This is a genomic window from Streptomyces sp. NPDC005281 (genome assembly GCF_040607495.1).
In the GTDB taxonomy this organism is placed as follows: Bacteria; Actinomycetota; Actinomycetes; order Streptomycetales; family Streptomycetaceae; genus Streptomyces.
In genome coordinates this window covers 172,778-190,593 of record NZ_JBEXGX010000013.1, presented here as the reverse complement: position 1 = coordinate 190,593, position 17,816 = coordinate 172,778, and the positions used below count along the sequence as shown (strand labels likewise).

The 17,816-nt window shown below is 72.8% G+C and carries 12 protein-coding genes and 1 pseudogene; 8 read left to right on the top strand and 5 right to left on the bottom strand.

Features of this window, described 5'->3' with window-relative positions:
• Positions 1-188: 188 nt before the first annotated feature.
• From ABZV42_RS20095 to ABZV42_RS20080, 4 genes are all read left to right on the top strand, one after another.
• Positions 189-1,028 carry a TIM barrel protein gene (locus ABZV42_RS20095; RefSeq protein ID WP_355979052.1) on the top strand — a complete coding sequence of 280 codons (840 nt, stop codon included), beginning with the start codon at positions 189-191 and terminating at the stop codon, positions 1,026-1,028.
• Positions 1,029-1,072: 44 nt separating this feature from the next.
• Positions 1,073-1,966: a 2-hydroxy-3-oxopropionate reductase gene (locus ABZV42_RS20090; protein WP_356052978.1), complete on the top strand. Its 894-nt coding sequence runs from the start codon at positions 1,073-1,075 to the stop codon at positions 1,964-1,966.
• A gap of 593 nt (positions 1,967-2,559) precedes the next feature.
• Positions 2,560-2,790: a hypothetical protein gene (locus tag ABZV42_RS20085; RefSeq protein ID WP_355979056.1), complete on the top strand. Its 231-nt coding sequence runs from the start codon at positions 2,560-2,562 to the stop codon at positions 2,788-2,790.
• A gap of 314 nt (positions 2,791-3,104) precedes the next feature.
• A complete protein-coding gene (locus ABZV42_RS20080) occupies positions 3,105-3,695 on the top strand; it encodes a TIGR04222 domain-containing membrane protein (RefSeq protein WP_355979059.1) in 591 nt (196 codons plus the stop codon).
• Here ABZV42_RS20080 and ABZV42_RS20075 read toward each other — a convergent pair.
• Positions 3,664-4,572: an alpha/beta hydrolase gene (locus ABZV42_RS20075; protein ID WP_356052976.1), complete on the bottom strand. Its 909-nt coding sequence runs from the start codon at positions 4,570-4,572 to the stop codon at positions 3,664-3,666. The two genes, ABZV42_RS20080 and ABZV42_RS20075, sit on opposite strands and share 32 nt — an antisense overlap.
• A 125-nt stretch (positions 4,573-4,697) precedes the next feature.
• Complete coding sequence (gene gcl, locus ABZV42_RS20070; protein ID WP_356052974.1) at positions 4,698-6,482, bottom strand: glyoxylate carboligase; 1,785 nt, start codon at positions 6,480-6,482, stop codon at positions 4,698-4,700.
• A gap of 926 nt (positions 6,483-7,408) precedes the next feature.
• Between gcl and ABZV42_RS20065 the strand changes: the two are divergent.
• Positions 7,409-7,789 (top strand): annotated as a pseudogene (locus ABZV42_RS20065) (hypothetical protein); the annotation flags it as partial.
• Between the two features lie 51 nt (positions 7,790-7,840).
• Here the strand turns inward: ABZV42_RS20065 and ABZV42_RS20060 are convergent.
• Together ABZV42_RS20060 and ABZV42_RS20055 are read right to left on the bottom strand one after the other, a co-directional pair.
• A complete protein-coding gene (locus ABZV42_RS20060; RefSeq protein ID WP_356052972.1) occupies positions 7,841-9,448 on the bottom strand; it encodes an AMP-binding protein in 1,608 nt (535 codons plus the stop codon).
• Complete coding sequence (locus ABZV42_RS20055) at positions 9,445-11,124, bottom strand: AMP-binding protein (RefSeq protein WP_355979070.1); 1,680 nt, start codon at positions 11,122-11,124, stop codon at positions 9,445-9,447. Before ABZV42_RS20055 ends, ABZV42_RS20060 begins: the two co-directional genes overlap by 4 nt.
• Before the next feature lie 101 nt (positions 11,125-11,225).
• Here ABZV42_RS20055 and ABZV42_RS20050 point away from each other — a divergent pair, with 101 nt between their 5' ends.
• The 3 genes from ABZV42_RS20050 (at position 11,226) to ABZV42_RS20040 (ending at position 16,448) form a co-directional block, all read left to right on the top strand.
• Positions 11,226-12,077, top strand: coding sequence for a helix-turn-helix transcriptional regulator (locus ABZV42_RS20050; RefSeq protein WP_355979073.1), 852 nt, complete (start codon positions 11,226-11,228; stop codon positions 12,075-12,077).
• A 148-nt stretch (positions 12,078-12,225) separates the two neighbouring features.
• Positions 12,226-15,078: an AAA family ATPase gene (locus ABZV42_RS20045; protein WP_356052971.1), complete on the top strand. Its 2,853-nt coding sequence runs from the start codon at positions 12,226-12,228 to the stop codon at positions 15,076-15,078.
• Positions 15,079-15,653: 575 nt separating this feature from the next.
• Positions 15,654-16,448, top strand: a complete 795-nt coding sequence (locus ABZV42_RS20040) for a serine protease (RefSeq protein ID WP_355979079.1) — start codon at positions 15,654-15,656, stop codon at positions 16,446-16,448.
• 147 nt (positions 16,449-16,595) lie between these two features.
• Here the strand turns inward: ABZV42_RS20040 and ABZV42_RS20035 are convergent, their stop codons facing one another.
• Positions 16,596-17,702, bottom strand: a complete 1,107-nt coding sequence (locus tag ABZV42_RS20035; RefSeq protein WP_355979082.1) for a winged helix DNA-binding domain-containing protein — start codon at positions 17,700-17,702, stop codon at positions 16,596-16,598.
• Between the last annotated feature and the right edge of the window lie 114 nt (positions 17,703-17,816).

The window sequence follows — 17,816 nt, the reverse complement described above, 5'->3', positions numbered from 1 at the left end:
CCGAGCGGCCCACGGCTGCCGCTTTCCGCCGGCACCCCCTTGACAAGCCTCGACACCCGGCGGCAATCTTCCATTAAGCAGAAACGAACTTCCGCAATACGGAAACTGTGCGGAACGCATCGAAGCAGCGTCCATCGCCGGCCCGGCCGACAGCACGGCCGCCAGTACGGAAGGGAGCGCCGACCCCCATGGGATTCGCGGACCAGCGCTTCAACGTCAACCTGTCGATCCTGTTCACGGAACTCCCGCTCCTGGAGCGCCCGGCGGCAGCCGCCGCGGCGGGCTTCACCGCGGTCGAACTGTGGTGGCCCTGGGTCGACTCCCCCACCCCCGGGCGGTCCGAGCTGGACGCCCTGCGAAAGGCGATCGAGGACGCGGGCGTACGGCTGACGGGACTGAACCTCTACGCCGGGCGGTTGCCCGGTCCCGACCGGGGCGCCCTGTCCCTCCCCGGGGAGGAGTCGGCGAGGTTCCGGGCCAACATCGACGTGGCCGTCGACTTCGCCGCCTCTCTGGGCTGCACGGCGCTCAACGCCCTGTACGGCAACCGCGTCGACGGGGTGGACCCGGACGAGCAGGACGCGCTCGCGCTGGAGAACCTGGTCCTCGCGGCACGGGCCGCCGACCGGATCGGCGCGGTCCTGCTCGTCGAGACCCTCAACGAACGGGAGTCGCCCGACTATCCGCTGGTGAGCGCCCCGGCAGGCGTCGCCGTCGTCGACAAGGTCAACGCGGCGACCGGCCTCGGCAACACCCGGTTCCTCATGGACCTGTACCACCTCGCCATGAACGGTGAGGACCTGCCGCGGGTGATCGCCGCCTACGCCGACAGGACCGGCCATGTGCAGATCGCCGACAGCCCCGGCCGGGGCGCGCCGGGCACCGGCACGCTCCCCCTGGAGGAACTCCTCGACCAGCTGGCCGAGGCGGGCTACGAGGGCTGGGTCGGCCTGGAGTACAAGCCGGGCGACCGGCCGAGCGCGCAGGCCTTCGACTGGCTGCCGGCCGCGGCCCGCGCCGCCCGTTGAGCGGCACCCCGATGACGCAGCACGGATTTCAGAGAGGCACCCTCATGAGCGACAACCTCCCCAAGGTGGCATGGATCGGTCTCGGCATCATGGGCTCGCCCATGTCGGAGAACCTGGTCAAGGCCGGGTACGACGTCACCGGCTACACGCTGGAGCGGGACAAGCTGGACCGACTGGCCGCCGCGGGCGGCACCGCCGCCGGCTCGATCGCCGAGGCCGTACGGGACGCCGACGTGGTGATCACGATGGTGCCGGCCTCCCCGCAGGTGGAGGCCATCGCGTACGGTCCCGACGGCATCCTGGAGAACGTACGGCCTGGCGCGCTGCTGATCGACATGTCCTCGATCACCCCGCAGACCTCGGTGGACCTCGCGAAGGCCGGTGCCGAGAAGGGTGTCCGTGTCCTGGACGCCCCGGTGTCCGGCGGCGAGGCCGGAGCGGTCGAGGCCGTACTGTCGATCATGGTCGGCGGTGAACAGGACGCCTTCGACGAGGCGGAGCCCCTCTTCGAGGCGCTCGGAAGGACGATCGTGCTGTGCGGTCCGCACGGCTCGGGCCAGACCGTGAAGGCGGCCAACCAGCTCATCGTCGCCGTGAACATCCAGGCGTGCGCCGAGGCCGTGGTCTTCCTGGAGAAGTCCGGGGTGAACCTGACGGCCGCCCTCGACGTCCTCGGCGGCGGGCTCGCGGGCTCCACCGTGCTGGCCCGCAAGAAGGACAACTTCCTGAACCGCGACTTCAAGCCGGGCTTCCGTATCGACCTGCACCACAAGGACATGGGCATCGTCACGGACGCCGCCCGCAACGTCGGCGCGGTGCTGCCCGTGGGGGCCGTGGTCGCCCAGCTCGTCGCCGGCCTGCGCGCGCAGGGCGACGGCGGCCTCGACCACTCCGCGCTGCTGCGCGCGGTCGAGCGCCTCTCCGGCACCCGGGTCTGAACCGCGGCCGGGCAGAAGGGAATTGCCCGACGGGCCCTGGGCCCGGACACCTGGAACTTCCGGGTCGCGGCGGCGCCGACACTTGTCCTGTCGCGCCCAGGCGCCGCCGCGACCCGGAACCGCGTTCGGAGAGATGAGCTCCCGGACCGCGTCACGAACGGCCCGGATGAGGGGTGGCCGTCCCGGGACTCGGTGCGGGCGGTGTGCGGACCGCGGCGGCACGCGAGCCAGTGCGGTGGTGAAGGATCCGGTTCCCCTTCTCGACCTGAGGGAAGGGTGAGTCCGGTCCGTCGCGGCCGCCGCGGTCCCAGCCACACATAGGCGTTCGCCCCACACGCCTCGGCCTCGGCCACACCCTGGTCTCGGCCGCACCCTGGCCTCGGCCACTCTCTGACCTCGGCCGCACCCCGGCCTCGACCGCTCTCTGACCTCGGCCACACCTCACAGACCCCGTCCGGCGGCGCGAACGTACTGTCGCGCCCAGCCTCGCGCCGTCGGACGGCCATCACCCCCCGGGTCCCGGCGCCGGACGCCTCGCTCCGGGTGCGGATCGCGGCCGGGGCCAGCAGCCTTGGACCATGGAGGCTGACGGCATGGAATTCCCGAGGATCGTGGTGCACACGCCGGGGCTGGACGGGTCGCGCCGGGTCACCGAGGGCGACCGGGTGCTCGGCATCGCGTACCACCTCGACGACGTGGTGGAGATCCTGCGCCAGGCCGACGTCGACCTCGACGTCATCGAGGTCGAGGAGAGCGACATCATCGAGTGGCAGGGCGGCGGCCCGGACGACTGGCCCGGCCTCTCCGAGCACACGGACGGATGAGGACCACGGACACGGGCCCGCCCCCGGCTGCCGGGCGCAGGTCCGAGCCGCGCCCCTCAGGGCGACCCGGCCCTCAGGGCGACGCGCGAGCTTCACGCCGACGCATGGGCTCACGCCGACCCGCGAGCCGAAACGGGCGGCAAACGGACTCGGTCCGTACACAAGCGGGCGTAGAACGCCTACGGAACCCTCAAATCAACCTCTGAACACGGCCCCAGGGGCTTCACCTCCCGCCGGATGAGGCACATCCTCGGCACACGGGGCCCGCCGGCACGGGGGCGGCGGGTCCCGAACGGGGGCACGGGGGTAGCACCATGAGCGGGAGCGCGGCGGTCGGGCCTGGGCCTCAGACCGTCGCGCTGCTGCGTGGCGGGCCGCGCGCGGCCGTGCAGGTCGCCGTGCTCGCCCTGCATCTGCGGGGTGCCGTGGCCGCGGGACCGCCGGGCACGATCCGGACCTCGGGCCCGTCTTCGGGAACCTCCTTCACCTCGGGGCTCGCCCTGGAGAGGGCCGTCCGCGGCTCCCTCTACCTCCCCGCGGGACTACGTGAGTTGATGCAACGGCCCCGCGTGCGGCGCGCGCTGGCGGAGCTGCGGAGCGAGGCCGCCGCGGCCGGGCTGCTGCGCCCCCTGCCTCCGCACCGGACCCGCGCCGCCCGGCGCACCCTCCGCGAACTGCGTGCCGCGTTCCCCCCGCCCACCGGACCGCGGGGCCTGTCCACCGACGAGGTCCTGCTCGCGGTCGCCCTGTACGGCGATAGCGCTCTGACCGAGCTGGTGCCGGGCTTCACCGAGGCAGCGGGGCTGACGGGCCGCGGCGGGCGGCAGGAGGAGCGCGGACTGCCCTGGAGCGGCGGCGGGGAGGGCGGCGGCTTCAGCGGCTGCGCGGGCGGCTGGGGAGCCTGAGCCGGCTTGCGGTGACCGCCCGCGGATCCTCCAGGAACGGCAGGACGTGCCGGAGGAAGAGGCCCGGGCGTTCGTTGTACGGCTCGTGGGCCGTGGGCAGCCGGACACTCGACGTCCCCGCGGGGAGCATGCGCCGGGCGCGGCGGCCGTCGAGAAGCACGGGAACGACCGGGTCACGCCTCCCCCACAGGAGCAGGACCGGCAGGTCGAGGCCGGCGGGGTCCACGAAGCCGAAGTCGGGGTCGGCGAGTCCGCGCCAGAGCGCGCAGTGCACCGCCAGTCTCTTGGCGTCGTGCGGCAGTTCGCGCGCCCGGGCGTACGTCTCCCGCGCGCTCGGTGTTCCCAGCCGGCCCAGGTAGGCACGGGCCAGCGGCACGACGAGCCTGCGGGCACGCGCGGGGCGGCCCATCACCTCGCGGCAGAACCAGCGGGTGAGGGCGGTCTGCCGGGTGAAGCCCGCCGGGTCGACCAGGACGAGCGCGGTGACCGAGGCGGCCCGGGGTCCCTCGGCGAGACGGCAGGCGACATAGCCGCCGACACTGTTGCCCAGCACGGCGACCTCCCGCACGCCCTGCTCCTCGACGAGCGCGTCGATGACCCGTTCCGCGACCCCCACCAGGCCTTCGGGAGTGACCCGCGCGGGTTCCGGCGCGGTCGAGTCGCCGTATCCGGGCCAGTCCACGACGAAGGTGCGGTACCGGTCGGCGAGGGCGGGCAGCACGGCGTCGAAGTCGCGGCCGTCCCCGGGGTTGGCGTGCAGGAGCAGCAGCGCGGGGGCGCCCGCCGGGGCAGGGTCACCCTCCGGCCGGGCTCCGGGGACCGGGTCGAGGCAGCGTACGGCGATGTCGCCGAGGGGGGTGGGGACGGTCATCCGCATGGGGCGAGCATGCCGGACCCGCCCGTTTCTGGGAACAACGCGATGAGGGCGGCCCGCCACTTGGGACGGGCCGCCCGGGCGGGCGCGAAGGGGCGGGCGCGAAGGAGCGCCCGCGTCGGATCGCGTCAGACCTTCAGTGTCCTGATCGCGGTGGGCGCGTGGCCCGGTTCGGTCGCGAGCTCCTCGAACTCGACCACGTTGCCGATGTCGTTCGTCCGGCTCATGGCGATGTTGGTGACGCGCTCCAGGATGACCTCGACGACCACGGGGACCTGGAACTCCGCGGCGAGCTTCCCGGCCCGCTCGAAGGCTGCGCCGAGTTCGCCCGGGTCGGTGACCCGGATCGCCTTGCAGCCGAAGCCCTCGACGACCTTGACGTGGTCGACGCCGTAGACGCCGAGCTCCGGGGAGTTGAGGTTCTCGAACTCGAGGTTGACCTGGAAGTCGATGTCCAGACCGAGCTGGGCCTGCCGGATCAGGCCCAAGTAGGCGTTGTTCACGAGGACATGGACGTACGGGATCCTGTGCTGGGCGCCGACGGCCAGTTCCTCGATCATGAACTGGAAGTCGTAGTCGCCGGAGAGGGCGACGACCTGCGCGCCGGGGTCGGCCTTGGCGACGCCGAGCGCGGCCGGGATCGTCCAGCCGAGCGGGCCCGCCTGACCGCAGTTGATCCAGTGGCGCGGCCGGTGGACGTGCAGCAGCTGGGCACCCGCGATCTGGGAGAGGCCGATGGTGGTGACGTACCGGGTCTCCGGTCCGAAGGCCTTGTTCATCTCCTCGTAGACGCGCTGCGGCTTGATGGGGATGTCGTCGAAGTGCGTACGGCGCTGGAGGGTGGCCCGCTTCTCCTGCGCCGAGGCGGCCCACGCGGAACGGTCGGGCAGCCCGCCCCGCGCCTCCAACTCCCTTACCACTTCGACGAAGAGCTCCAGCGCGGCCCCGGCGTCGGAGGCGATGCCGAAGTCGGGGGCGAAGATCCGTCCGAGCTGGGTGGGCTCGATGTCGACGTGCACGAAGGTCCGGCCGGCCGTGTAGACGTCCAGGTCACCGGTGTGGCGGTTGGCCCAGCGGTTTCCGATGCCGAGGACGAAGTCGGACTCCAGGAAGGTGGCGTTGCCGTAGCGGTGCGAGGTCTGGAGGCCCACCATGCCCGCGTTGAGCTCGTGGTCGTCGGGCAGCACGCCCCAGCCCATGAGCGTCGGAACGACCGGGATGCCGGTCAACTCGGCGAACTCGACGAGCAGTTCGGCGGCGTCGGCGTTGATGACTCCCCCGCCGGCCACGATCAGCGGGCGCTCGGAGGCGTTCAGCAGCGCGATCGCCTTCTCGATCTGGGCGCGGGTCGCGGCGGGCTTGAACGCCTGGAGCGGCTCGTACGTCTCGGGGTCGAACTCGATCTCGGTGAGCTGGACGTCGATGGGGAGGTCCACGAGGACCGGCCCGGGGCGCCCGGAGCGCATGAGATGGAAGGCCTGCTGGAGGACTCCGGGAACCTGCGCGGCCTCCAGCACGGTGACGGCCATCTTGGTCACGGGGCGCGCGATCGAGGCGATGTCGACGGCCTGGAAGTCCTCCTTGTGGATCACCGCGGTCGGCGCCTGGCCCGTGATGCACAGGATCGGGATCGAGTCGCCGCTCGCGGAGTAGAGGCCGGTGATCATGTCGGTTCCCGCCGGGCCCGAAGTGCCCACGCAGACACCGATGTTGCCCGGGTGCGTCCGGGTGTAGCCCTCCGCCATGTGCGAGGCGCCCTCGACATGACGGGCGAGGGTGTGGCTGATCCCGCCCGACGCCTTGAGCGCCGCGTAGAAGGGGTTGATCGCCGCACCCGGAACGCCGAACGCGTCGGTGACGCCCTCGCGCTTGAGGATCTCGACTGCCGCGCGGGCAGCGGTCATACGAGCCATGGGGTTCTCCTGCTTCGGCTGTCGGATTCGCGCTCCCGTCGCGCCCCGCGGTGAGTCGTGATTCCGCAATACGGAAAGTAACTTCTGCTATCTGGAAATAATGTAGGCGCCTGGATGGGGAGCGTCAAGGGTGGGCGGTGCGCCGGACCGGGCCGGGGCGCGTCACGGCGTTTCGCTGCCGCAGGCCGCCCGGCAGGAGGACGATGGACGCGCTGACCCGACGTGAGTTTCTGGAGCGGTCCATGGCCGAGAGCGTGCCGGTGCGGTGTCCGGCCTGCCGCCGCGAGCACCTGTACGAGGCTCCGTCCTACCCCTGCGTCTGCGGATCGCCGGTGTCGGCCCCGCTCGACCGCCTCGCGGAGGCGACCACCGTCGCCCACCGCGCGTGGGACGACGAATGGACCACGGTCCGGTGCGATGCCTGCGGCCGCGAGACCCAGTGGCCGCATCCGGAACTGGGCTGCGCCTGCGGAACGACGCTCCGGATCCCACTGCGGACGGCCCCGGGCGGGCAACCCGGGCCTGGCACCCACCAGGACCCCGCTGGCACCCCACCCCGGGACAGCCACCCGGACCGGCCCCGGCAAGCCGGCACCGACACACGCCGGGACCCGAACCACAACCTCGAGCCCGGCCCACCCGAGGACAACCACCCGGACCCGAACCCGCAAGCCGGCACCGGCACACCCCGGGACGCGAACCAGGACTCCGAGCCGGGCCCACCCGAGGACAACCGCCCGGGCGTGAACCGGAAAGCCGAGGGGGGCGCGCCCCGGGACGGTGAGGGTGACGCTCCGACGGGTGGTGGTGCGGAACGCGAGCGAGAAGCCACGGCCGGTGTTCCCCTGGACGGGTACGCGCCCGACGAAGCCGGTTCGGAGCGGCTGGGAGGCGGGCGGCCCGGCCCTGAGGGCGGCCACGGCCGGCGGCCGGAGTTCCGGCCCGTCACCATCCGTACGGCACGCGACGCCGTCACCGCCGCCGCGCTGTATCTCGGCTGGCTCGGCTATCGCGACATCCGGCGCGCGGACCAGCGGCCCCCGTCCGGGATCGGGCTCGCCGCGCGCGGCATCCTGGCCCAGGTGGACCCCACCGTGCGGCCGGCCTCGCTGCGCGATGTGGAGTGTCTGTGGCTGACCGCGATGACGGAGTCGTCGGACTGCGTGTTCTTCTCCCTGGCGGGCTACGCCGACGACGCCCGCGCCCGCGCCGACACCCTCGGCGTCCCCCTCTTCGTCCTGGACCTCACGGGCACGCCCCAGCCGGTGAACAGCCCCGCCGACGAACTGATCGCCGTCACGGACTGACCACCGGCCACGGGCAGGGTCACCGCGACGGGCACGGACACCCCCGGGTGCCTACTCGGCGTAGGTCTCCCGCAGTTCGATCTTCCGCACCTTCCCCGAGACCGTCATCGGGAAGGTCTCCAGGATGCGCAGCCGGCTCGGGATCTTGTAGTGCGCCAGCCGGCCCTCGCAGAACGCGCGCAGCTCGTCCAGGGTGAGGGGGTCGGCCGGATCGCGCGGGATGACACAGGCGAGCACCTCCTCGCCGTAGCGCTCATGGGGGATGCCGACCACCTGGACGTCGGCGATCCTCGGATGGGCGTACAGGAACTCCTCGATCTCGCGCGGGTAGATGTTCTCGCCGCCCCGGATGATCATGTCCTTGATGCGGCCGACGATCTCGACGTACCCGTCCTCGCGCATCACCGCGAGGTCGCCGGTGTGCATCCAGCGCCCCGCGTCGACTGCCTCGGCGGTCTTCCCGGGCTCGTTCCAGTAGCCGAGCATCACGCTGTAGCCGCGGGTGCACAGCTCCCCGGCGCTGCCGCGCGGCCTGGTCACCCCGTCCACCGGGTCGACGACCTTCACCTCCAGGTGCGGCAGGACCCGCCCGACCGTTCCGGTGCGGTGTTCGAGATCGTCGTCGCGGCGGGTCTGGAGCGAGACGGGTGAGGTCTCCGTCATCCCGTAGCAGATGGAGACCTCCTCCATGTGCATCTCGGCGACCACCCGTTTCATCACCTCGACCGGGCAGGGCGAGCCCGCCATGATGCCGGTGCGCAGGGTGGACAGGTCGTACGCGGCGAAGTCGGGGAGGTTCAACTCCGCGATGAACATGGTGGGTACGCCGTAGAGCGAGGTGCACCGCTCCTGCTGTACGGCCTTCAGGGTGGCGGCCGGGTCGAACGACGGCGCGGGGACGACCATGCAGGCGCCGTGCGAGGTGGCGGCCAGATTCCCCATGACCATGCCGAAACAGTGATAGAAGGGGACAGGGATGCAGACCCGGTCCTGCTCGGAGTAGGCGATCAACTCCCCGACAAAATAACCGTTGTTGAGGATGTTGTGGTGGGAGAGCGTGGCCCCCTTGGGGAAGCCCGTCGTGCCCGAGGTGTACTGGATGTTGATGGGGTCGTCGCAGGACAGTTCGCCCGCGCGGACCCGGAGCGCCCCCTCCAGGTCCGGTGTCCCGCGCCGCAGCATCGCGTCCCAGCCCGGGTCGCCGATGTACACGGTCTCCCTCAACTGCGGGCATCTGCCCCGGACTTCTTCGACCATGGCCCGGTAGTCGCTGCTCTTGTGGCTCAGGGAGGCGAAGAGCAGCGAGATCCCGGCCTGGTTCAGGACGTACTCCACCTCGTGGGTGCGGTAGGCCGGGTTGATGTTCACCATGACCGCGCCGACGCGGGCGGTGGCGTACTGGACGAGCACCCACTCCGGGCAGTTGACCGCCCAGATGCCCACCCGGTCGCCCTTGGCGATTCCGGACGCGAGCAGCGCGTACGCCAACTCGTCGACGGCGGAGCCGAATTGAGCGTATGTCCAGCGCCGGCCCGAGGGCACGTCGACCAGCGCCTCCCGGTCCGGCCAGGCGGCGACGGCCCGGCCGAGGTTCGCCCCGATGGTGTCGCCGAGCAGCGCCGTGCCGCCCGTCCCGTGCGCGTACGACAGTTCACTCACCGGAAGTCCTCCTCGCGGTACTCGGCGTCCGAGCCGGCGGCCGTGGCCTCGCGCAGTTCGATCCGGCGGATCTTGCCGGAGACGGTCTTGGGCAGTTCGCCGAACTCCAGGCGGCGGATGCGCTTGTAGGGGGCGAGGACCGTACGCGCGTGCTCGAAGAGGAGCTTGGCGGTGTCGGGTCCCGGCTCGTACCCGGCCGCGAGGACGATGTAGGCCTTCGGTACGGCGAGGCGCAGTTCGTCGGGGGCCGGGACCACCGCGGCCTCGGCGACGGCCTCGTGCTCCAGGAGCGCGCTCTCCAGCTCGAAGGGCGAGATCTTGTAGTCCGACGCCTTGAACACGTCGTCGGCCCGGCCGACGTAGGTGATGTAGCCGTCCTCGTCGCGCGAGCCGATGTCCCCGGTGCGGTAGTAGCCGCCCGCCATCGCCTCCGCCGTACGGTCGGGATCGCCGTGGTAGCCGGTCATCAGGCCCACCGGGCGATCGGACAGGTCGAGGCAGATCTCGCCCTCCGCGGCGCCGGGTGCGCCCGACACGGGATCGAGCAGCTCGACGCGGAAGCCGGGGCTGGGTCGGCCCATCGAGCCGGTCTTGAGCGGCTGGCCCGGGCTGTTGGACACCTGGACGGCGGTCTCCGTCTGCCCGAAACCGTCCCTGATGGTGATGTTCCAGGCACGCCTGACCTGCTCGATGACCTCGGGGTTCAGCGGCTCCCCCGCGGCGACGACCTCGCGCGGCGGGGTTCGCAGGAGGCCGAGATCGGCCTGGATGAGCATGCGCCACACGGTGGGCGGGGCGCAGAAGGTGGTGACGCCGGCCCGGTCCATCTCCGCCATCAGCCGGCCCGCGTCGAAGCGCGTGTAGTTGTAGAGGAAGACGGTCGCCTCCGCGTTCCACGGCGCGAAGAGGTTCGACCAGGCGTGCTTGGCCCAGCCGGGTGAGGAGATGTTCAGATGGACGTCCCCGGGCCGGAGCCCGATCCAGTACATGGTGGCCAGGTGGCCGATCGGGTACGAGACGTGGGTGTGCTCCACCAGCTTGGGCCGGGCGGTGGTGCCCGAGGTGAAGTAGAGCATCAGGGGGTCGTCCGCGTGGGTGGGGCCGTCCGGCTCGAAGGCGGCTCCGGCGCCGGCCGTCTCCTCGTACGACAGCCAGCCCGGGCGGGTGCCGCCGACCGCGATACGGGTGTAGTCGCCGGGCACCGCGTCGAACTTGGCGGTGTCCTCGGACCGGACGACCACGTGCCGCACCCGGCCGCGTTCGACCCGGTCGACAACGTCGGCGGGGCCGAGCAGCGGGGTGGCCGGGATGACGACGGCGCGCAGTTTCATCGCGGCCAGGGCCGTCTCCCACAGCTCGACCTGGTTGCCGAGCATGACGAGGACGCGGTCCTCGGCCCGTACGCCCCGGGCGCGCAGCCAGTTGGCCACCCGGTTCGAGCGCTCGGACATCGCCGCGAAGGAGACCTCGACACGTTCGCCGTCCTCCTCGACGATGTGCAGGGCGGTCCGGTCGTTGTCCCGCGCGATGGCGTCGAACCAGTCGAGGGCCCAGTTGAAGTGCTCCGGGCGGGGCCAGCTGAAGCCCTCGTAGGCCGTGGAGTAGTCCGCGCGGTGCTTCAGCAGGAAGTCCCGTGCGGCGCGGAAGCCGTCCGCCCTGCCCGTTGTCGCCGTCATGTGTCCTCCTCGTTGCCGGACCGCCGCCTACCATCGTGTATTCCGTGATGCAGGTCTCACCACCCCCGAACGGGGGGGTGCCGCGACGAAGGGACGAGCAGGTGGCGGCAGACACGGCCGAGTCGGTGGAAGTGCGTGCCGCGCTGGGGCGGCTGCGGCGCGCGACAGGGCTGCCGGTCGCCTTCGGCGGCCTGGTCGACTCCGGCGGCCGGCTGGTGCGCATCAGTGAGCTGAGCGGTACGGCGACGCCCGCGCTGAGGGCGCTCGCGGTCTCCTCGGGCAACGGTCTGGGCGGCAAGGCGGTGGCCCTCGCCCGGCCGTGCGCGGTGAGCGACTACGAGGCCTCGCGGCAGATCAGCCACGAGTACGACACGGCGGTGGCGACGGAGGGGCTGTGCTCCGTCCTGGCGGTTCCCGTCGTCGTACGGCGCCGGGTGCGCGGTGTGCTCTACGGCGCTCTGCGGACGCCCCAGCCGCTGGGCGACCGCACGCTCGGAGCGGCCGTCGCGGCGGCCAGGGACGTGGAGCAGGCGCTGGTCGTCCGGGACGCGGCGCACGAACTGCTGGGCGTCGTCCGCGCGCCCGGCCCGGTGAGGGAGGCGACGGGAGACGCGGCCTGGGAGGAGGTGCGCGAGGCGCACGGGACGCTGCGGGCGCTGGCGCCGAGGATCGCCGACCCGGGTCTGCGGGCCGAGCTGCTCTCCGTGTGCGGCCGGCTGGCCGGCGCCGCGGCTCCGCCCCAGCGGGTGCCGCGCGATGTCGGCCTGGCTCCGCGCGAGGTGGACGTCCTCGCCTGTGTCGCGGCGGGGGCGACCAACGCGGCCGCCGCCGAGCGGCTCGGGCTGCGTCCGGAGACGGTGAAGGGGTATCTGCGTTCGGCGATGCGCAGACTCGGCGCGCACACCCGTCTGGAGGCGGTCGTCGCCGCGCGCCGGGCCGGGGTGCTGCCTTAGCGCATCGTCCGCTCCGGGACCCTTGATTCAATCGTCCGGACCGTGAAATGACGTATACGCAACATCTGTTATTTCCCTCACCACCCGGACTGTCCGAAATTCAAAGAGACGTTGCCTAATATTGGCCAGACCACGACACACGAGGGGAGTGACCGTGCGAGGGGACTTCAGGGAACCCGCCAGACCGCGCCCCGAGCTGGTCATCGGCCGGGAGGAACTCTTCGCGGGGGCACGCGAGCAGCTCTCCGGCGGCGGCAGTGTGCTCGTGCACGGGCCGGCGGGAATAGGAAAGTCGAGCGTCCTGCGGGCGCTGGCCGCCGAATGCGCCGAATCGGCGCAGACCGTCCTGCGTTGCTCCGCCACCGAGTCCGAATCCCATCTCCCCTTCCTCGCGCTGGCCGACCTCCTCGGTCTGGTCGTCGACGAGATAGCCGACCGGCTGCCCGCACCGCAGCGAACCGCCCTGGAGTCGGCGCTCACCGGCCGCGGTGAATCCACCCTCCAGCGCGACGGTCTCGCGCTGCGGCTCGCGGTGCTGTCGGCGTTCCGCGCCCTGGCCGCGCGCGGACCGGTGCTGATCGTCGCGGACGACCTTCAGTGGCTCGACCCGGCCAGCGCCGAACTCCTCGGCTTCGCCGCCCGCAGGCTCGGCGGCACACCGGTCCGCATGCTGTGCGCGGTCCGTACGGAGACCGAGCCGCAGGCACAGGACCACGACCGTTACCTGCGGGCGTCCGTGCCGGAGACCCTGGCCCTGCGGGTGGCCCCGCTGGCCCGCGCCCAGGTGGCCGAACTCCTCGCCCAGCGCGGCTACACCGGGCTGCCCCGCTCCACCGTGCGCGACATCCACCGCACCAGCGGCGGCAACCCGCTCTTCGCGCTGGAGCTGGGCCGCGCCCTCGCCGAGTCGCCGACCCGGCCGAGTCCGGGTGAGCCGCTCCCCGTACCGACGTCGCTGCGCGCGCTCGTCCTCAGCCGTCTCGACCTGCTGTCCGCCGAGGCCCGGCGCACGCTGCTGGTGGCGAGCGCGGGAGCCCGCCCGACCCTGGCCCTGCTGCACGCCGCGGGCCGGGAGAACGCCGAGGCGGAGACCGCTTCGGCCGCCGCCCTCGGGCTCCTCGCCACCGAACGCGACACACCGGGCATCCGCTTCGCGCACCCCCTCGTCTCGGCCGCCCTCTACGCGGAGGCCGACGCGCAGGAACGGCGCGCCGCGCACTCCGCCCTGTCCCGCGCGGCCTCCGATCCCATCGAACGGGCCCGGCACCTGGCGCTGTCCACCACCGGCACGGACCCCGCGGTCGCCGCCCGGCTCGGCGAGGCCGCGGCCGCCGCCCGTGACCGCGGCGCCCCCTCCGTCGCCGTAGGGCTCGGGCTGCTCGCCGCCCGGCACACGCCTGCGGGCACCCGGCCGGGCCCGGACGAACGGCGCCTGCAAGCCGCGGAGGACGCGCTGACGGCCGGTGAGACGGACCTCGCCCGGGACATCGCCCGCCAGGTGCTGGCACGAGCCACCGCCCCCGCGGACCGGGTGCGGGCCTGGATGGTCGTCATCGACGCCGCCGGACAGGCCATGGCCGAGATCGACGCCGTCTTCCCGCAGGCACTCGCCGACGCGGGCGACGACCCCGGCCTGGTCGCCCGCGTCCGCTACCAGCTCGGCTGGCGGGCCCTGCTGATGGACGGCGAGATGACCAAGGCCCGCGAGGAGGCCGCCCGGGCGGCGCGGCTCGCGGCCCGCGCCGGGGACCGCCGCACCGAACTCCTCGCGCTCGGCTTCCAGGCCCAGATGGAGACACTGATGGGGCACCCGGACGCGCCCTCGACCATCCAGCGGGCGATGCGCGAGCCGCAGGACCCCCGGGTCGCCTGCGACCACAACGGGGCCGGCGCCGCCCGCTTCCGCTGGCTCATCATGGGCGACCGGCTCGCCGAGGCCCGTACGGCCATCACCGCGCTGCTGCGCGAGGTGCAGCGGCGCGGCATGGTCGAGAGCGAACTGCACTTCCTGCGCGGGCTCGCCGAGACCGAACTGCGCTCCGGCCACTGCGGCCGCGCCCTCGACCTGGCCCGAGAGAGCCTGCGGCTGGCCCGCGACACCGGGATCGGCGAGGCGGCCGCCGCGATGCTCACCTCGCTCGCCGAGGCGGCGGGCGGTGACGTGGACCGGGCGCTCTCGCTCGCCCACGAGGCCGTGGACCGCGCCGAGGAGGACGGCGACATGGTCTACCTCTCGCGGACCCTGGGCGCACTCGGGCACGCCCAGCTGGTCGCGGGGGACGCCGCGGCCGCGGTCCGCTCCCTGCGCCGGGTCCGGGAGCTGGAGGAGGCGCTCGGCGTCATCGACCCGGCCCGGGGCCGCTGGCACGGGGACCTCGCCGAGGCCCTGGTCAGGATCGGCGAGACCGCGGAGGCGCAGGACGTCATCGACGTGACCCGCCGGCGGGCGCTGCGGCTGGAACGCGAGAGCGTACTCGCCGTGCTCGACCGCGCCGAGGCGCTGGTACGGGCCGCACGCGGCGAACAGGGGCCCGCGGAACGCCAGTTGGCCTCGGCCCAGGACCGTCTCGGCAAGCTGGGCTACGGCCTGGAGGAGGCCCGTGCCGCGTATGTACTCGCCGGGCTGCGCGCCTTCCCCCAGGCCTCGTCCGGCTCCGCCAGAACGGCGGGGACCGCCCTGCCCGGGCCCACCTCCTACGACGAGGCGGCCCGCCTGTTCCGCCGCTGCCGTGCGCTGCCCTGGCTCCGGCAGGTCGAGGCGGCGTCCGCGCTCCCGCCGGCCGCGCCGCCCCTCGCCCCCGCCGCCCTCGACACCCTCGCGGCCACCGAGCGCCAGGTCGCCGCACTGGTCATGGAGGGCGCCACCAACCGCGAGATCGCCGGGCGCCTGTTCATCAGCGTCAAGACCGTGGAGGCCACGCTCACCCGGGTGTACCGGAAGCTGGGGATAAGGTCGCGCGTCGACATCGTGAGGCTGGCGGCGGAACGCAGGCCGGACTGAGTCCTGGGGCCGGCGGCTGAGCTCGGGCCCGGCCGACGCTCCCTCGGCCCACGGGGAGAGCGGCCTCGCGGACGGAGCCCCGGGCGGTCCCACGGACGGAACCGGGGACGGAATCGGGGATCGGGGATCGGCGCGCCTTCGCGGTGCGCGGGGCCGTGCGGGCCGTGCGGGCCGTGCGGGCCGTGCGGGCCGAAACGGTGACTCGGGCCGCGCGGGGAGCGGCCGGACCGGTGAGACTGCGGGCCAAGGCGGTGACGCTCGGGCCCACGGCGGTAGAGCTCCGGGCCAGGACGGTATGGCTGCTGGGTGACTCCTTCGGGTGAACGTGCGCCGGACGGGCGGGGCCCCCGGGCCGGGACCAACCGGACGGCGCCCGCGTCAAACACGGCCCGCGCCGTGCAAGGGTTTTCCCTCCCCCGTCTCCACTAGGGGGTTCCCTCATTGGGAGAGAGCGGTCACACCCCCTAGCGTGTGGGCGTGCCGCTCGCTCGGGCCTACGACACCCCACCCAGAGGCGTCGTGACTCCCCCACACACACCCGTGCGTCCCCCCACCGGCAACTTTCAAGGAGACCGATGTTCGGGCTCAACCGCGTCAAGAAGAGCGCCGCCGTCTGTACGGCGGTCGCCGCAGCCGCCGCGACCACCCTGTTCGGCGCCCACTCCGCCGCAGCAGTTCCCCAGCCCATCGTCGGCGGCACGACGACCACGACGTCCGCGTACCCGTTCATGATGCAGATCACCGACGCCAGGCAGAACCAGTTCTGCGGCGGCACGCTCGTCGCCGCCGACAAGGTCGTGACCGCCGCCCACTGCATGTCGGGCGAGACGACCAGCAGCATCCGGGTGGTGGGCGGAAGGACGTATCTCAACGGCACGGACGGCACCGTCAGCACGGTCGGCAAGATCTGGATCAACCCGGACTACACGGACGCCACCGAAGGCGACGACGTGGCCGTGCTGACCCTGTCCACGCCGATGTCGTACACCCCGGCGCCGTACGTCTCCGGCTCGGACAGCGGTCTCTACGCGACCGGCACCACGGCCCGCATCGTCGGCTGGGGCACCACCTCGGAGAACGGCGCCTCCTCCAACCAGCTGCGCACCGCGACCGTACCGATCGTGTCCGACTCCAGCTGCGCGAGCTCGTACGGCTCCCACTACGTGTCCTCCGACATGGTCTGCGCCGGTTACACCGCCGGCGGTGTCGACACCTGCCAGGGCGACAGCGGCGGTCCGCTGCTCATCGGCGGGGTGCTGGCCGGCATCACCTCCTGGGGCGAGGGCTGCGCGGAGGCCGGCTACCCGGGTGTCTACACGCGCCTGTCGACGTTCTCCAGCCTGGTGACCGAGCAGGTCGACTCGCAGTAACCGAAGATCTCCTGAGTACCCCTCAGGTAGAAGCCGAGGGGCGTTGCGAGCCTCCACGAGCGGTCCGCAACGCCCCTCATCCAATGGTTCGGCCCTGTACCCGCCGGCGGACGTCTTCCCCGCGTGCCTCCGCCGTCCGCCGGCACCTCAGGGCAGCGCGACCGCGCCGAACCGGATGTCGTACCCCTCCCCCGCGTGCATCGCCGTGAGCATCCGCTCCCCTTCCGCGGTGACCTCGTCCCGCTGTGCCTTCGTGAGCGCGCCGAACGGTTCGACGACCAGCACGCCCTTCTCCAGCTTCCACAGTCCGGACACGAAACCGTCGACGAGCAGGGTGCGGTAGGCCTGATTGCCCCGCCAGGTACGCCCCTTGAGGTCCGCCGGGACGACCCGGGAGCGATCGGCGTGGGACAGCAGGAGGTTGTCGAACTCGGGCAGGAAGCGGGGCGGGGCGGGGGTGTCCGGGCCGGGCCGCGGCGCGTCGGGAAGGTCGAAGAGCTCCGCTCCCTGCTCGTCGCGGAACACCGTCAGACCGGGCCGGAGCCGCTCGAAGACCTCGCGGAGCCGGGTCAGCCCGGCCCAGGTCTGCATGTCCTTGACCGAGGCGGGACCGAAGGCGGCCAGATAGCGGAGCACGGTCGCGTCGGGCGCGGGCGCGGGTTCGGCGGGGCGGCCCAGCCAGTGCTCGGCGGTGGTGAGGGCGACCTGGCCGCTGCGGCCCCACAGACCGCGCGGGGTGACCTGGACGAGCGGCAGGGTGCAGCGGGCCGCGACGGAGAGGGCGAACGGGTCGGCGTCCGGCCACCGGGCGAGCAGCGCCTCGCGGAGCTGCTTCATGGTGCGCGGTTCGCTCTCCACCAGCTCACGGCTGATCGCGGCGAGCCGGTCCAGGTCGACGCCTTCGAGGCCCTTGCGGAAGTGGACCAGCTCCCGGTCCCGGGCGGCCTGCACCAGCGGGCGCAGGGTGAGGGTGTCCTCCGCGGTGTGCGTGTGGATGGTGGAGCGCATGGTGACGATCCGGACGACCTGGCGTGCGTCCATGGCCGCCGACAGCTCCTCGGGCCGGAAGCCCTCCAGGCGGGCCGCGAGGGCGTAGTACGGCGGCTTCACGTTCTGCGCCTGAAGGCCGAGGAGGTGCTCGACCGCGGCCGTCGCGGACAACGGGGAGCGGCGCAGCAGGAGCTGACGGCCGAGGGTCGCGCGGTTGAGGGCGCGGGTGCCGAGCACGGGGGCCGTCGCGGTCGTCTTCGTCATACCCGGCACGCTATCGGCGGTCGCGGACACCCCCTGTCCGCAACTCTCACCCGATCCCGGTCCGGCCGACGGCACGCGGACCGTTTGCCCCGTATATCCTGCTCGGAGATCGTC

Coding starts and splice junctions, on each gene's coding strand:
- ABZV42_RS20095 (WP_355979052.1), top strand. CDS start 189: ATGGGATTCGCGGACCAGCGCTTCAACGTCAACCTGTCGATCCTGTTC.
- ABZV42_RS20090 (WP_356052978.1), top strand. CDS start 1,073: ATGAGCGACAACCTCCCCAAGGTGGCATGGATCGGTCTCGGCATCATG.
- ABZV42_RS20085 (WP_355979056.1), top strand. CDS start 2,560: ATGGAATTCCCGAGGATCGTGGTGCACACGCCGGGGCTGGACGGGTCG.
- ABZV42_RS20080 (WP_355979059.1), top strand. CDS start 3,105: ATGAGCGGGAGCGCGGCGGTCGGGCCTGGGCCTCAGACCGTCGCGCTG.
- ABZV42_RS20075 (WP_356052976.1), bottom strand. CDS start 4,572: ATGCGGATGACCGTCCCCACCCCCCTCGGCGACATCGCCGTACGCTGC.
- gcl (WP_356052974.1), bottom strand. CDS start 6,482: ATGGCTCGTATGACCGCTGCCCGCGCGGCAGTCGAGATCCTCAAGCGC.
- ABZV42_RS20055 (WP_355979070.1), bottom strand. CDS start 11,124: ATGACGGCGACAACGGGCAGGGCGGACGGCTTCCGCGCCGCACGGGAC.
- ABZV42_RS20040 (WP_355979079.1), top strand. CDS start 15,654: ATGTTCGGGCTCAACCGCGTCAAGAAGAGCGCCGCCGTCTGTACGGCG.
- ABZV42_RS20035 (WP_355979082.1), bottom strand. CDS start 17,702: ATGACGAAGACGACCGCGACGGCCCCCGTGCTCGGCACCCGCGCCCTC.